Origin of the sequence: Chryseobacterium cupriresistens (assembly GCF_046614675.1) — a bacterium.
Taxonomy (GTDB): domain Bacteria; phylum Bacteroidota; class Bacteroidia; order Flavobacteriales; family Weeksellaceae; genus Chryseobacterium; species Chryseobacterium cupriresistens.
Window position 1 is genome coordinate 72,842 of sequence record NZ_JBKKJT010000011.1, and the last position, 14,851, is coordinate 87,692.

Annotated in this window: 15 protein-coding genes; 14 read left to right on the forward strand and 1 reads right to left on the reverse strand. The window is 36.7% G+C overall.

Annotated elements, in window-relative coordinates; genetic code table 11:
- Positions 1-39: 39 nt before the first annotated feature.
- The 12 genes from ACLI50_RS20790 (at position 40) to ACLI50_RS20845 (ending at position 11,166) form a co-directional block, all read left to right on the forward strand.
- Entirely contained in the window at positions 40-1,092 is a 1,053-nt protein-coding gene (locus tag ACLI50_RS20790) for an RHS repeat-associated core domain-containing protein (RefSeq protein WP_411414560.1), read from the forward strand.
- Positions 1,093-1,104: 12 nt separating this feature from the next.
- Entirely contained in the window at positions 1,105-1,641 is a 537-nt protein-coding gene (locus ACLI50_RS20795) for an STM3941 family protein (RefSeq protein WP_411414561.1), read from the forward strand.
- A 381-nt stretch (positions 1,642-2,022) separates the two neighbouring features.
- Positions 2,023-3,090: an RHS repeat-associated core domain-containing protein gene (locus ACLI50_RS20800; RefSeq protein ID WP_411414582.1), complete on the forward strand. Its 1,068-nt coding sequence runs from the start codon at positions 2,023-2,025 to the stop codon at positions 3,088-3,090.
- Positions 3,091-3,630: 540 nt separating this feature from the next.
- Positions 3,631-3,783, forward strand: coding sequence for a hypothetical protein (locus ACLI50_RS20805; RefSeq protein ID WP_411414562.1), 153 nt, complete (start codon positions 3,631-3,633; stop codon positions 3,781-3,783).
- Entirely contained in the window at positions 3,783-4,451 is a 669-nt protein-coding gene (locus ACLI50_RS20810) for a hypothetical protein (protein ID WP_411414563.1), read from the forward strand. The genes ACLI50_RS20805 and ACLI50_RS20810 overlap by 1 nt, the downstream gene beginning before the upstream one ends.
- Positions 4,448-4,888 carry a hypothetical protein gene (locus tag ACLI50_RS20815; protein ID WP_411414564.1) on the forward strand — a complete coding sequence of 147 codons (441 nt, stop codon included), beginning with the start codon at positions 4,448-4,450 and terminating at the stop codon, positions 4,886-4,888. Before ACLI50_RS20810 ends, ACLI50_RS20815 begins: the two co-directional genes overlap by 4 nt.
- A gap of 782 nt (positions 4,889-5,670) precedes the next feature.
- Positions 5,671-7,137 (forward strand): DUF5687 family protein, encoded by a 1,467-nt coding sequence (locus tag ACLI50_RS20820; RefSeq protein WP_411414565.1) that lies wholly within the window; start codon positions 5,671-5,673, stop codon positions 7,135-7,137.
- Positions 7,138-7,140: 3 nt separating this feature from the next.
- Complete coding sequence (locus ACLI50_RS20825) at positions 7,141-7,857, forward strand: ABC transporter ATP-binding protein (protein WP_202840078.1); 717 nt, start codon at positions 7,141-7,143, stop codon at positions 7,855-7,857.
- 18 nt (positions 7,858-7,875) lie between these two features.
- A complete protein-coding gene (locus ACLI50_RS20830; protein ID WP_110009954.1) occupies positions 7,876-8,814 on the forward strand; it encodes a Dyp-type peroxidase in 939 nt (312 codons plus the stop codon).
- 122 nt (positions 8,815-8,936) lie between these two features.
- A complete protein-coding gene (locus ACLI50_RS20835) occupies positions 8,937-9,497 on the forward strand; it encodes an RNA polymerase sigma factor (protein WP_411414566.1) in 561 nt (186 codons plus the stop codon).
- Positions 9,484-10,095, forward strand: a complete 612-nt coding sequence (locus ACLI50_RS20840) for a hypothetical protein (protein ID WP_411414567.1) — start codon at positions 9,484-9,486, stop codon at positions 10,093-10,095. Before ACLI50_RS20835 ends, ACLI50_RS20840 begins: the two co-directional genes overlap by 14 nt.
- A gap of 30 nt (positions 10,096-10,125) precedes the next feature.
- Positions 10,126-11,166: an outer membrane beta-barrel protein gene (locus tag ACLI50_RS20845; protein WP_411414568.1), complete on the forward strand. Its 1,041-nt coding sequence runs from the start codon at positions 10,126-10,128 to the stop codon at positions 11,164-11,166.
- Between the two features lie 75 nt (positions 11,167-11,241).
- On the opposite strand, the gene fumC is transcribed toward ACLI50_RS20845, so the two are convergent.
- A complete protein-coding gene (gene fumC / locus ACLI50_RS20850; RefSeq protein ID WP_202840074.1) occupies positions 11,242-12,636 on the reverse strand; it encodes a class II fumarate hydratase in 1,395 nt (464 codons plus the stop codon).
- A 225-nt stretch (positions 12,637-12,861) separates the two neighbouring features.
- On the opposite strand from fumC, the gene ACLI50_RS20855 reads away from it, so the two are divergent.
- Together ACLI50_RS20855 and ACLI50_RS20860 are read left to right on the forward strand one after the other, a co-directional pair.
- Complete coding sequence (locus tag ACLI50_RS20855) at positions 12,862-14,469, forward strand: fumarate hydratase (RefSeq protein ID WP_202840072.1); 1,608 nt, start codon at positions 12,862-12,864, stop codon at positions 14,467-14,469.
- Positions 14,470-14,562: 93 nt separating this feature from the next.
- Positions 14,563-14,847, forward strand: a complete 285-nt coding sequence (locus ACLI50_RS20860; RefSeq protein WP_170872059.1) for a hypothetical protein — start codon at positions 14,563-14,565, stop codon at positions 14,845-14,847.
- Positions 14,848-14,851 lie beyond the last annotated feature (4 nt).

Here is a 14,851-nt window from a genome sequence, read left to right on the forward strand (position 1 = left end):
AGGGTAATTTTCCAAACGTGTTGATAATAAATTAGAGTGTTGAAAATCAATACTCTAATTTTAAAATACAACGGCAAAGAGCTTCAGGAAACAGGATTATTTGATTACGGCTGGAGACAGTATCTGCCTGATCTTGGAAGATGGAACGGAATAGACCAGCTTGCCGAAAGCTATCTCTCTACCAGTCCCTATGCATATGTAGCCAATAATCCAATTTCTAATACAGACCCTGATGGAAGATGGATTAATGAAGATGGTACTATTGATACTTCAGGAAGAACGCCCGGGTTTACCAGCGGAAGGCAGATGTACAGCCAGTTTCTGGGGCAATATCCCGGACAAGGAGGCGGTGGAGGTGATGGATATAATTTTACTGGAAAGGATGCAGTCACCATGTTCAGCTATTTCAGAGATGGAGTAACAATGTCAGGGCTTAGCTTTGACAATAATGGAGCTATAGGTTGGATAGGAAAACCTACTTTAACGGCTTATAGTGGAACAGATATATATGGAGAAATTGATCTTGGCAAAGGATATAGCGCTAAATTTAAGGACATTCCATTAGATGCCTATAAAAACTGGGCAGATTGGGGAGCAAGTACTGCTGGAGGAGGATTTAAATATCTTGCTGATCGAAGAACAGCCCTTTATAATAGCGGATATTGGATTGATAATCTTGGACAAATGAGAAGTACAGCATATGCTGGAAGAGCCAGAGGATCTTTAATAGGACTAAGAGGCGATTATGTAAGACATACTGAAATGCTTGGAAAATATGCCAAAAGAGCAGGTTATGTAGGGTATGGAATCAGTGCCGCACAAATAGGATATGGGATGTATAAAGATGATTGGAAGTTTGGAGTTAGGGCTCAGATAGCAACAGCGAATGTGGCTGGAGGAATGGCTGGAGCAGCCGCAGGAGCTTGGGCGTTAGGTAAAGTTGGTGGATTCATAGGAACCCTTGTTGGGCCTGAGGGAACAATTATTGGTGCTGCAGTTGGTGGTATTGTAGGTGGCATTGTAGGAGGAGTTTGGGGTGGTGATATTGCAGAAGGTTGGGCAAGTAATGTGTTGAATAAAGCTGATTATTAAATATAATAAATAATGAATACAATTGAAATAAAAAGCAGTAAAACAAAATTAATATTATTAGTATCAGGCTCACTGATATTTATGATATTAGGAATCTTTTTAGCCGTTAGTCCTCACAAATTTGCTTCTTTTATATTTAGAAGTGTAACATTCATACGTATGGTAGGAATTGTAGCAATATTGTTCTTTGGATTATGCTTGATAATTTTAATAAAAAGCTTGCTCACAAAGAAATTTAATCTAATAATAAACGAAAAAGGAATTATTGATAATTCTAGCTATGTGAGTGTAGGTGCAATTTTTTGGAGTGATATTAACTCAATAAAAAAAATTGATGTTATGTCAACAAAATTTTTACTTATTAATGTAAAAGACCCCAATAAATACTTAAATAAAGAAAGTGGTATAAAGAGAAAAATATTAGAGAGAACATATAAAACATATGGTACGCCTATTTCGATTTCTTCCAATACACTATCTTATAATTTTGATGAGCTCGAAAAAGCAATTTCCAAATATTATAATGAATATAAGAGTGCTCCGAAGTAAAAATAAAATAGTAGAAATACATGGAAAAAACTTGGAACTATATTCACTACTTTATTTATTTATTTATTTATTCGAAGTTAAAGCTTCCCAAATAATAACTTATCCTATTACACTAATTTTTGATTTGATTTATAAAGTGGTAATGTTCCAAACGTGTTGGTAATAAATTAGAGTATTGATTTTCAATGCTCTAATTTTAAAAATAAGAATGAAAATCTCAATTTAAATGATATTTCGGACAGCCAGAACAGAAGAAAAGAGAAAATAGGCTGTTTAAAATATTGAAGATCATATCAGGTGTTTCAGATGTGTTGGTGAAAAGACTACCTTGGAAATACCAGAGTAAGTTTTGCCAAAAGCAGCGCAGGCGTTCCTGAAATTATCGATACCAACAATTATTATCCCTTTGGACTGAACCATATCTCAGCATCGTTCAGTACTTCAGGTTTCGGAAGCTTTTACAGTTATAAATACAACGGCAAAGAGCTTCAGGAAACAGGATTGTTTGATTATGGCTGGAGACAATATATGCCGGATTTGGGAAGATGGAACGGAATAGACCAGCTTGCCGAAAGCTATCTCTCTACCAGTCCCTATGCATATGTAGCCAATAATCCAATTTCTAATACAGACCCTGATGGAAGATGGATTAATGAAGACGGAACTATCGATACTTCAGGAAGAACGCCCGGGTTTACCAGCGGTAGACAGATGTACCAGCAGTTTCTGGGACGAAATTCTTGGGATGGTGGTGGAAACGGAAACTATACGCCATTTGGACAGACACAAGCGTATGCAGATCTGATGGATGCATTTTATAATGGAGGAACAGCAGGTGTTAGCAATAAGGATGGAGTCTTAAGATGGTGGACAGATTATGAAGATCCTGATCCTACTGTAACAGGAATAGGTGCTTTTGGTATGCTTAAATTAAAGGCATCCTATGAGTATGACTCTAATATGCATAAAATTTCCCAAGACATAAGAAAGTACTCTGCATATGGCTTTACGTTAAGCAAAATGCTTCAGGCAGGATATGAACATGCATCTTTATATGGAAAACCTCCTGCGTATACAACAACATCTTTATACTATGAGCAAAAGATATTTGGGAAAAAAATTCTCTCTGTAAAACTGCCATTTAGACAAATGAATGCAGATAAAGCTTTGAAATATGCAAAGTTTGCAAAAGGTGCGGCTATAGGCTTAGGCGCTGTAAGTGCCGGATTAGGAATATATGATATGGTTCAGAATGGGGTAACAACATCTAATACACTTGATACAACAATGTCAGTATTAGCTGCCACTCCAACGGGAGTGACACAAGGAATAGCAACGGCTTATTTTACGTTAAACTTTATAAGTACACTTACAACAGGAAAAGATATAGGGCAGCATCTTGACGCTAATGGATATAACTTAGGAGAATATTTAAATAATTTAAAATGATATTAATTGATTACATATATTATCAGCTTACCAATCTTTATCGTTATTTTAATAAAGATGGTATTGAAAAAGTGTATGGTGTAATAATGACCTGTGCTTTACCTTGTTGGAATTTGATTTTCTTAATTATAATATTGGATACCTATTTCAATACTAACCTGGGGCCATCTAATAAATATTTATTAATAGTTTATTGTTCACCTATATTTATTTTGATAGGATTGAGGTATTGGAAATATACTTCCTATGAAGAGATTAGAGAGAAGATTAAGGATTTTAGCAACCCCAAAAGAATAATTGCAGATATTTTATTAATTATTTATATTATTATTTCATTTCCTTTGTTCATTGGATTGGGTTTTTACATAGGTATAACAAGACATTAAATGATTCGGTAATGTTTCAGACATATTGGTGATAAATTAGAGTGTTGATTTTCAATACTCTAATTTTAAAAATATGAATAGGAATTTCCCAGTCATTTTGTGTATGTGGCCAATAATCCAATTTCTAATACAGATCCTGACGGAAGATGGATTAATGAAGACGGAACTATCGATACTTCAGGAAGAACGCCCGGGTTTACCAGCGGTAGACAGATGTACCAGCAGTTTCTGGGACGAAATTCTTGGGATGGTGGTGGAAACGGAAACTATACGCCATTTGGACAGACACAAGCGTATGCAGATCTGATGGATGCATTTTATAATGGAGGAACCGGAGAATTGGTTAATCAGAATGGTACTTTGAAATGGTGGACAGATTATGAGGATTCTGACCCAAATGTCACTGGAGTGGGACAATTTAACATGCTGAAATTAAGGCGTGAAAATTTTCCTTCAAATAAAGAAATAACTCCTTGGCAATTAGGTGTAGAGTGGCTTTCAGGAACAGGTCCAAGACATCGAGATTTTACTAATGGAGACTTAATGACAGAAATGTTAAGACAACATAGTCATGTGCAAGCCACTAGGGATATTATCCTATCTAAAATGGCTTTAAGTCAAAGTAGTTTAGAGGGGTCAAATTCTTATAAGCTAGGTGGTATAAAAGGAGTTGGGCTTTATCTTAAAGATTATTCAACGTTATTAACAGGCGGGTTAACAGGGAATTTAGCAGTAACATATTTAGGATCTTATAACTTAGAATACACGGCAGCAGCATATAATAAGAGTGTAGTTGTTTCATTTCATGTTGAAAATTCTTCTACAATGCAATCTGCGTCCCGCCCTCCTGTGCTTGGCTATCTTCCAATTTGGCAACAGACAGCGGGGAAACTTATTAATGAAAAATTTAAAACAGGTTGGGGGTCTAAAACTACTCAATCATTTCACTGGACAGAAGTATTATATCTAAAATGAAAACAAAATTGAAATATTTATTAATTACACTATTAACAATTATGTTATATAGTTGTGGTGAAACTAAGCCAAAACAATCAGATTTTATAGGTACTTGGAAGTCATCTGATAATGCATATATCAAATTAAATAAAAATGGAACTTGTATTTTGAAAGGGGTCGATTATTATAAAATCAGTAGTTTTCCAAAAAATAAAAATAGAGAATTAAATGCTGAAGGAACTTGGCAGTTTACAGAAAATGTAGAAAGTGGTATTCTTGATAATATAGACAGTGGAATTACTATGAAATATAATCTACCCGAGGGAACAAAAGGGGAAATTTTATTTTATATCTCAGGGCAAGGTTTCAATGGAAATAACCCACCTTGGAATATTTTTATATGGGAAGGTGATCCTGATGAAATGCTAAAATACGAGTTTGTAAAAAATAATTAAATATATAAGCAAAAAACTGCAAGCTAGTGTTAGCGTTCTCGCTCGTGTTATAAAATAAGCCACTGTGAAACAGGGTAATGTTCTAAATGCGTTGGTAATAAATTAGAGTATTGGTCTCAATACTCTAATTTTAACAATATTAATAAAATCTCAATTTAAAATGATATTGTAGATAGCTGGCATAGAGGAAAAGAGAAAATAGGCTGTCTAAAATATTGAAGATCAGATCAGGTGTTTCAGATGTGTTGTTGTTTAATCCGAAAGTTTCTACAGCTATAAATACAACGGGAAGGAACTTCAGGAAACACGATTGTTTGATTATGGCTGGCGACAGTATATGCCTCGCTCCCGCACGATTGTATCGTGTGGCTTTATATTAATAATTCAGTAAACTATTCTTTGTAGAGGATAGTATTCTTTAGAATGGGTATAAAGAGTTTTTTAACCACACGAAAGGATTCGTGCGGGAGCGGGGTTTCTGACAAAGGGATTTGGTAATGTTTCAGACATGTTGGCACGCAATATCCATGGACATTACAAAAGCAAATCTCAATTAAAATATTCAGAGAAAGAGTAACTATAACGGTTGCTCTTTCTATTTTTATAAAATAAACAGCTCTTTATGAATGTAAAAATCTATTCATGTTCCAAATGTGTTGGTGAAAATTTTTTGTCAGAAGGAAAACTAATCCTGTTGGGCTTATGTACGCCATAAACAAAAACAAAACAAATAAATCTGTAACATTTTTTACATTATATTGACTAATGTAAAAAACTAATATATGTTTCTAAAGTTCCTTAGGCTTGAAATAAAAAGCTTTTTTCGTGGTACATCTTTAGGGATCAATCTAACCATGAAAATTCTCCGTTTCATAGGAATTCTCTACTTTATCGGATGTCTTGTGGGCGGAGCATTTATTGCCTTTTTCTACATTCAGGAGGAAATGCATCAGAATCCTTTACAAGTGGTTTCAAAATTCATGATTGTTGCCTGGATTATTGATCTTGTTCTCAAATATCTCTGGCAGGAAATCCCCACACAGAACATTAAGCCATTTCTAACGATGAATATCCGGAAGAATACCTTGGTCAATTTTATGCTGGCCAAAACTTTTCTTTCAGCATTCAGCTGGCTGAGTTCTCTGTTCTTTATTACCTTTTCACTGATTGCCATATTCAATGGATATAGTATTTTGGGAATCATGGTGTGGCTGATTGGAGTGATTTCACTATTGTACCTGAATAATTTTATCAACATTTTTTTCAACGGTAAAGAGACCCTGGCGGTGATTATCGGAATATGCTTTCTGGGCATAGGAGCGTTGGAATATTACAATATTATTCCGGTTTTATCATATTCCGAATCGGTTTTCTTTAGTTTCTATGAAAAGCCATACGTTGTACTGATCCCTGTTGCTTTGTTCGTAATGCTGTGGTGGATATGTTTCCGCTACCTGCGTCAGGAGTTTTATCTTGATCAGGGGCTTGAAGCGAAGAAAACAGTCGGGAAAACAGAAAATATTGCCTTCCTGAATAAATACGGCGTTATCGGGACATTTATCAATAATGATATTAAAATGTTGAGACGCAATAAAGTACCCAAAGGAATTTTGCTGGGCAGCTTTATGTTTCTGTTCTACGGATTGCTGATGTTTACTTCTTCAATGTACAAAACACCGGCAATGATGATGTTTATGGGACTTTTTGTAACAGGAGGTTTCCAGTTTCTTTTTGGACAGAGAGTTCCCGCTTTTGACAGTTCATACTATCCATTGATGATGACCCTGAATGTTCCATACAAAGAATATCTGAAAGCAAAATGGTGGCTGATGAATATTGTAACTGGAGTTTCTGTGATTATAGCGGTTTGTTATGCCTATTTTGGCTGGGAAGTTTATGTTACATTTTTTGCCGCAGGTTTATATAATATCGGTGTGAATTCTCAATTTACTTTGTGGTCCGGAGCTTTCAATAAAACTCAGATTGACCTGAATTCAAAAGAGAAACGATTGGGACAGAAAGGAAGCTTCAATATGATCGCCATGTTTCTGCTGATTCCTAAAATGTTACTTCCGATGGGTGTATTTGCCTTAACAAAATATTTGTGGGGCATTACCGGAGGAGTAATCAGTATTGCAATTATCGGAATTATCGGATTTTTCCTGAGAGAGAAGATCTTTGATATTATTGTAAAACTTTACAAAAAAGAAAAATACAGCACACTGGATGCATTTAAAAATATAAGTTAAACCATGATCAACATACACAATTTATCCAAAACATACGGAACAGCAACCGTTCTCAATATTGAACACCTTGAAATTCCTAACGGAGAAACATTTGGGCTGGTGGGAAACAACGGAGCAGGAAAAACAACGCTTTTCAGCCTCATGCTGGATCTGATTCAGGCTACGACTGGATTTGTAAGCATTGACGGAATTAAGGTTAACGAATCTGAAGCCTGGAAAAATAAAGTTTCAGCCTTCGTAGATGATACTTTTCTCATCGGCTATCTTACGCCTGAAGAATATTTTTACTTTATCGGAGAGCTTAGAGGCCAGAACAAAGCTTCTGTAGACGAATTCCTTAAGCCTTTCCACGATTTTTTCAATGGAGAAATCCTGAAATCAGGAAAATATATCCGTGACCTGTCAAAAGGAAATCAGAAAAAAGTAGGAATTGTAGGAGCTATTATTGGAAATCCTGAGATTATTATTCTTGATGAACCTTTTGCCAACCTCGATCCGTCTACCCAGATCAAGCTTAAAAACCTGATCAAGGAGTTATCAAAACAGGATGGTGTTACTTTTCTTATTTCCAGCCATGATCTTTCCCATACTACAGAAGTCTGCAACAGAATCGTGGTTGTGAACAAAGGGGTGTTGGTAAAAGATATTCAGACCAATCCGGAAACTTTGAAAGATCTGGAACAATATTTTGCAGATCAGGTTTCAGTTTCGGATATTTAATACCACAAAAAAAGAGGTATGAATACGATAGAATCACAGAACGTAACAGATTATCCCAACAGCAATACTATTTTCATGGTCTGGAAACTTAATGACAGCCCTGAGCTGAAAGAAGTTTTTCAGGAACTATGTGCTTTGGTTTTAAATCTTAATAATTCAGTGTTTAACCGTTTCCCGGACAGCAGGGCAAGCTGTGTCATGGGAATTGGTGCAGAAGCATGGAAAAAACTGGAACTTCCAACGCCGCCGCCAAAAGAATTAGTCAATTTTGAAGAAATAAAAGGAACGAAACATACGGCTGTTTCTACTCCCGGAGACCTTCATTTTCATCTGAGAGCAGATAATAAAAGCCTGATTTTTGATATGGCTGTCGAGATCTCCCGGTTATTAAGCTCAGTGGCCGAAAGTATTCTGGAGGTTCATGGATTCAAATACTGGGATGCACGCTCCATTCTTGGTTTTGTAGACGGAACGGAAAATCCGCATGGCGATGACCGTGATTATTTTGGAAAGATAGGAGATGAAGACCTTCAGTATAAAGGAGGAAGCTATCTTTTTGTTCAGAAATACCTTCACAATATGGATGCCTGGAAAGGCTTATCCACGGAAGAGCAGGAAAAAGTGATCGGAAGATCAAAAGAGAATGATATTGAAATGTCTGATGCTGTAAAACCTTCAAATTCACATATTGCTTTAGCCAATATCGAGGGCGAAAACGGTGAAGAACTGAAAATAGTCAGAGATAATATGCCTTTCGGCAATCCCTCTACCAATGAGTTCGGAACTTATTTTATTGCCTATTCAAGTACATTTACCACAACAAAAAAGATGTTGACCAATATGTTTATCGGTGATCCTCCCGGAAATTATGACAGAATTTTAGATTTCAGCACAGCAGTTACAGGAACGCTTTTCTTTGTTCCTACCAGAAATATGCTTGATGAATTCTCAGGATAAAATGCAAGCTGCCTCATTCCAGGGCGGCTTTTTCTTTAATTAAATAATACAAATAAAAATTTTTTTCAAAAATTGTAACCTTTTTTTGTTTTGATTGTCTTTAGTATAGAAACAGCATAAACATGAAACTCTTGTTCGGAAATAAAAAAAATGATTTGTTGAGCCTCCTGAAGAAACAGGATCCGGCTGCGCAGAAGATTTTCTATGAGCAGAATGTCAGGAAATTCCTGAGTGTCAGCAAAAGCTATGTGAGCGATTTGTATCAGGCGGAAGATTGTCTTATCAAAGCATTCTGTAAAATTTTTAAACATATAGAAAGCTTCCGAGGAGAATCGAATCTGGATAGCTGGGCAAGAAAAATTGTTGTGAATGAATGCCTGAACTTTATCAAAAGTCATAAAACCATTTTCTATCTGGACGAGATTAACCCATCTTTTCATGAAGATATCCACGAGCCGGAGATTGATTGTGATTTTAATGCACAGGATCTGTTAGATCAGCTGCCTGATGCTTACAGAATGGTTTTTAACCTGTATGTACTGGAAGGATATTCTCATCAGGAAATTGCAGATACTTTACAGATTTCAGTGGCAGTGAGCAAAACACAGTTGTTCAGAGCAAAAGAAAAGTTAAGAAATATTTACTTTCAACAACAAAAAAAAGTGAAAAATGAAAACGTCTAAAGATACTATTGAATACCAGATCAAAAAACAGATGGAGGAAAGAGAGATTGCTCCTTCCCGTGATCTCTGGTCTGAAATTGAGTTTCATAATAACAATAATCGCGGTTCCAAATCAAAAATGAACTGGTTTTTAGTGGCAGCATGTTTAATGTTGACCTTCGGTTTAGGTACTGTTCTGTTTTTTCTCAATCAGCCTTCAGAGATTGAACCTGTCATGGTGAAGACTGCAGAAAAAACTTCTTCTGATAAAATGAGAACTGATTCTATTCACGATAATATTTCTCTGACAGCTCAGAACAATGAAAAGAAAGAAGAGAATCAAACATCACCCTCCGATAAAGCAGAAGGGATTTCTGCGGTGGCAATTGCACAGACTCCGCTGATTCCCAAAGAAAACCTTCCTTTGAAAAAACAGGAAATTCCACAGCTTACTCATCCTCAGCTTATGGCAAAAGCCGATTCTTTAAAAACTCCGGTTAAAAAGAAGAAATATGTAGACCCATCCACACTTCTTTTTTCAGTAGAACATAAAGATGTCATCGAAAAAACAAAAGATGGAAGTAACGTGGCGACTACTATCGATCTGAATGCCAGATAACGTATCCGTAAAAATTTAAAAATTAATAATATGATCAAGAAATTAATCGTAATGGGATTGATGTGCTCTTTTTCCGCATCATTCTATGCACAGAAGACCTTCAATATTAACCTTTCTTCTAAAAAAGATACAGAGGTGAGCCCAATTGTAAAAGAGAAAGTAGAAGAATATGCAGCAAAAATCAATACCATTATCCAGGAAGAGAAAAAGCTGATGGAAGAAGAACTGTTGGTTCTGCAGGCAAAAAATCTTGATAAGGCAGATTTTGACAGAGAAAAAGCTAAGATTGCAGACCGCTATTCTGAAAAAATGGATAAAAGGATTGAAGAACTGGGATTTGATCTGGATGATGTGATTCAGAAGCAGGTAAGATATTCTCTTCTGAATACTGATGTGACTTCCAAAGAAGAGCTTAAAGAAAAATTGCTGAAAAAATTCCGCCCTACAAGAAGCTTTACCGGATATTTCTCATACGGAATCATGACTTTGACAAACAGTTCTCCGGATAATGAACTGGATAAGAATATCGGATATGCCAATAACCTGGAATTCGGTCTGAAACTGAACTATCAGCTTAGCAGAACAAGTCCGTGGGCTATTACTTCAGGACTGGGATTTTCATGGAGAACGGTGAGGACAGATAATAATATGTTCTTTACCAAAAGTGCAGATCAGGGAGTAGTTCTGTCTCAATATGGCGGCAGCCTTGATAAAAGTAAACTGAGAACAGGATATATTATTGTTCCTCTTGGGATGCAGTATAATTTTTCCAAACTTAAGAATGGTGGAATGGATGTTCAGTACAGAAGTTATTACACAGGATTTAAAATTGGAGCCAATGTATATGGTGGCGTAAAAATGTCTACCAACAATATTGTAAAAGGAAACGATGGCGAAATGAGAGACCGTGGAAATTATCAGGTGAATCCTTTCGTCTACGGAGCACAGCTTACTGTTTCTTATAACAGTTTCAGCTTATTTGTTAAAAAAGATTTCAGCAACTTCTTTAAAGACGGTTATTTCAAAAATGATAAAGCACTGATATTCGGCTTAACCATTGGATTAGATTAAATATTACTTTGATAGCAAATGAAAAACTCCGGGAATGGCTCCCGGAGTTTTTACATAGTATCAGTTATAAAATCATTATTTTAAGCTTCCAACCATATCTTCAGGTTTTACCCATTCGTCAAACTGTTCAGCAGTCAACAAGCCAAGATTAATGGCTTCTTCTTTTAATGTTGTCCCGTTTTTATGGGCTGTTTTAGCAATTTTAGCGGCATTTTCATATCCGATATGAGTATTTAAAGCCGTTACAAGCATTAAAGATTTGTCTACAAGCTCTTTAATTCTCTCATGATTCGGCTCAATACCTACCGCACAGTGATCATTGAAAGAAATACATGCATCGGCAATCAATTGGGCAGATTGCAGGAAATTGTACGCCATTACCGGTTTGAAAACATTCAGTTCATAATTCCCCTGAGTTCCGGCAAATGAAATGGTGGTATCATTTCCTAAAACCTGAGCACAAACCATCGTCATCGCTTCATTCTGAGTAGGATTTACTTTCCCCGGCATAATAGAAGATCCCGGTTCATTTTCAGGAATATGAATTTCCCCAATTCCCGAGCGTGGCCCTGATGCCATCAGTCTAACATCCTGAGCAATTTTGTATAAAGAAACAGCCAGCTGCTTTAAAGCTCCGTGAGATTCTACAATCGCATCATGTGCAGCAAGGGCTTCAAATTTATTTTCAGCAGTAACAAAAGGATGTTTTGTAAATTGAGCAATATATTCCGCTACTTTTACATCATAGCCTTTAGGCGTATTCAATCCTGTTCCTACAGCAGTTCCTCCTAAGGCAAGCTCAGAAAGATGAGGTAGGGTATTTTTTAAAGCTCTCAATCCGAATTCCAGCTGGGCTGCATAACCTGAAAATTCCTGCCCAAGAGTAAGCGGAGTGGCATCCATGAGATGGGTTCTCCCGATCTTGACAACATCTTTAAAGGCTTTTGATTTTTCAGACAACGTATTTTTTAGTTTCTCAACAGCGGGAATGGTTACTTCCACCACTTTGGTATACGCAGCAATGTGCATGGCAGTGGGATAGGTATCGTTGGATGACTGAGATTTATTCACATCATCATTCGGGTGGATTTCAGATTTTTCTCCCAATGTGCCGCCGTTATTGACATGTGCTCTGTTGGAAATCACTTCATTCACATTCATGTTCGACTGTGTTCCGGAACCCGTCTGCCAGATCACCAGAGGAAACTGGTCATTCAATTTTCCCTCCAGAATTTCATCACATACTTTCGCGATCATATCTCTTTTTTCCACCGGAAGTACTCCCAGATCAGTATTGGCATAAGCGGCAGCCTTCTTCAGATAAGCAAAAGCTTCAATGATTTCATGCGGCATTGAACCCTCAGGTCCTATTTTGAAATTATTTCTGGAACGTTCCGTCTGTGCACCCCAAAGTTTATCTGCAGGTACCTGCACTTCTCCCATGGTGTCTTTTTCTATTCTGTAATTCATAGTGTTGAAATTTGTATGATCTTTTATTTTTTACGCCAAAAAAATTGTTGGTAGTATCATGTTTAATGAAATAAATAATATTTTGGCTTTGTTTATTTAGCTTCTATAAAGGTACTTATAAACTCAGAAACCTCCAATTTATAATCATTATAAATATCAATATAAATGACTGATTTTACTCATATTTTTTTAAAGGAGGCGTATTTTTGTACAAACAAAAATTGAATGGATTTTAGATATCAGGATCCGTATCCTATTCAGAAAGATGATACGGTGTACAAAAAACTTACATCAGATTATGTAAAGGTTGAAAAGCTGGGTGACAGAGAAATTTTAACAGTAGATCCGAAGGGACTGGAGTTATTGGCAGAAGAAGCCATGGCAGATGTTTCTTTCATGCTTCGCTCTTCGCACCTGGAAAGCCTTAGAAGAATTATTGATGATCCTGAAGCTACAGATAATGACAGATTCGTTGCTTACAACCTTTTACAGAATGCTGCAGTAGCTGCAGAAGGAGCTCTTCCTTCATGTCAGGATACAGGTACAGCGATTGTAATGGGAAAGAAAGGAGAAAATGTATATACAGGAGTAGATGATGGCGAATACCTGAGCAAAGGAATTTACAATACCTATCAGAAAAGAAACTTAAGATATTCTCAGGTCGTTCCTTTAACGATGTTTGATGAGAAGAATTCCGGATCCAACCTTCCTGCACAGATTGATATCTATGCTAAAAAAGGAGATTATTACGAATTTTTATTCTTAACGAAAGGAGGAGGTTCCGCCAATAAAACATTCTTATATCAGAAAACGAAATCTTTACTGAACGAAAAATCTCTTGAAGAATTCATCAAAGAAAAAATTTCAGACCTTGGTACCGCTGCATGTCCGCCATACCACTTAGCATTGGTAATCGGAGGAACTTCAGCTGAAGCCAATCTTGCAGCCGTTAAAAAAGCCTCAGCAAAATATTATGATCATCTTCCGACAGAAGGAAATGAAGCCGGACAGGCATTCAGAGACCTTGAATGGGAAGCTAAAGTTCAGAAAATCTGCCAGGAAAGTGCCATCGGAGCTCAGTTTGGAGGAAAATACCTTACTCACGATGTAAGAGTGATCAGACTTCCGAGACACGCGGCATCTTGTCCGGTAGGAATGGGAGTTTCCTGTTCTGCAGACAGAAATATCAAAGGGAAAATTACCAAAGAAGGAATTTTCCTGGAGCAGCTGGAACAGGATCCGAAAAGATTCTTACCTGATACTCCTCCACATCTGGAAGAAGCTGTTGAGATTAATCTGAACAAACCAATGCCGGAAATTCTTGCAGAGCTTTCCAAATATCCGATCAAAACAAGATTAAAACTGAACGGAACATTAATCGTTGCAAGAGATATTGCTCACGCAAAAATCAAAGAAATTATCGACAGCGGTAAACCAATGCCGGACTATTTCAAAAATCACCCGATCTATTACGCTGGACCTGCAAAAACTCCGGAAGGAATGGCTTCAGGAAGTTTCGGGCCTACTACTGCCGGAAGAATGGACGTTTATGTAGACGAATTCCAAAGCCATGGTGGAAGTATGATCATGCTGGCAAAAGGAAACAGAAGTAAGGATGTTACCAATGCATGTCATAAATACGGAGGTTTCTATCTTGGATCTATCGGAGGGCCGGCTGCCATTCTTGCGAAAGACAATATTGTATCTGTAGATGTGGTAGACTTCCCGGAATTAGGAATGGAAGCAGTAAGAAAAATTGAAGTAAAAGACTTCCCTGCCTTCATCATTTCCGATGATAAGGGCAATGATTTCTTTGCAAATCTTGCTCACTAATTAGTTTAAAATTAAAATAAATAACAAAATAGAACGCTGATCTTTTGTGTAAAAAGGAAAAAAGTTCTATTTTTGCCTAAAATCTTTAAGAGAATGATAACGATATTATCAGCATTTTGGCCGTTCTACCAGTTCCTTTGGACTATATTCTTCATTACTATGTTCCTAGTAGGATTCTGGTGTATTTTTATGTTCTTCGGATTAGTAATCCCAATGTGGCTAACTGAAGGTTTGAAAGAGTATTTCGGAAAAGTAAAGCCTTTCGATCCTGAAGATATCAGAAGAAAGCTTATTTCTGAGCAGGAAGGTGTAGAAGTTATCTATAGCGAGCCTAAAGGAAACGGACCTTTCCTTCACGATCACGGACATCATCATTAATTGA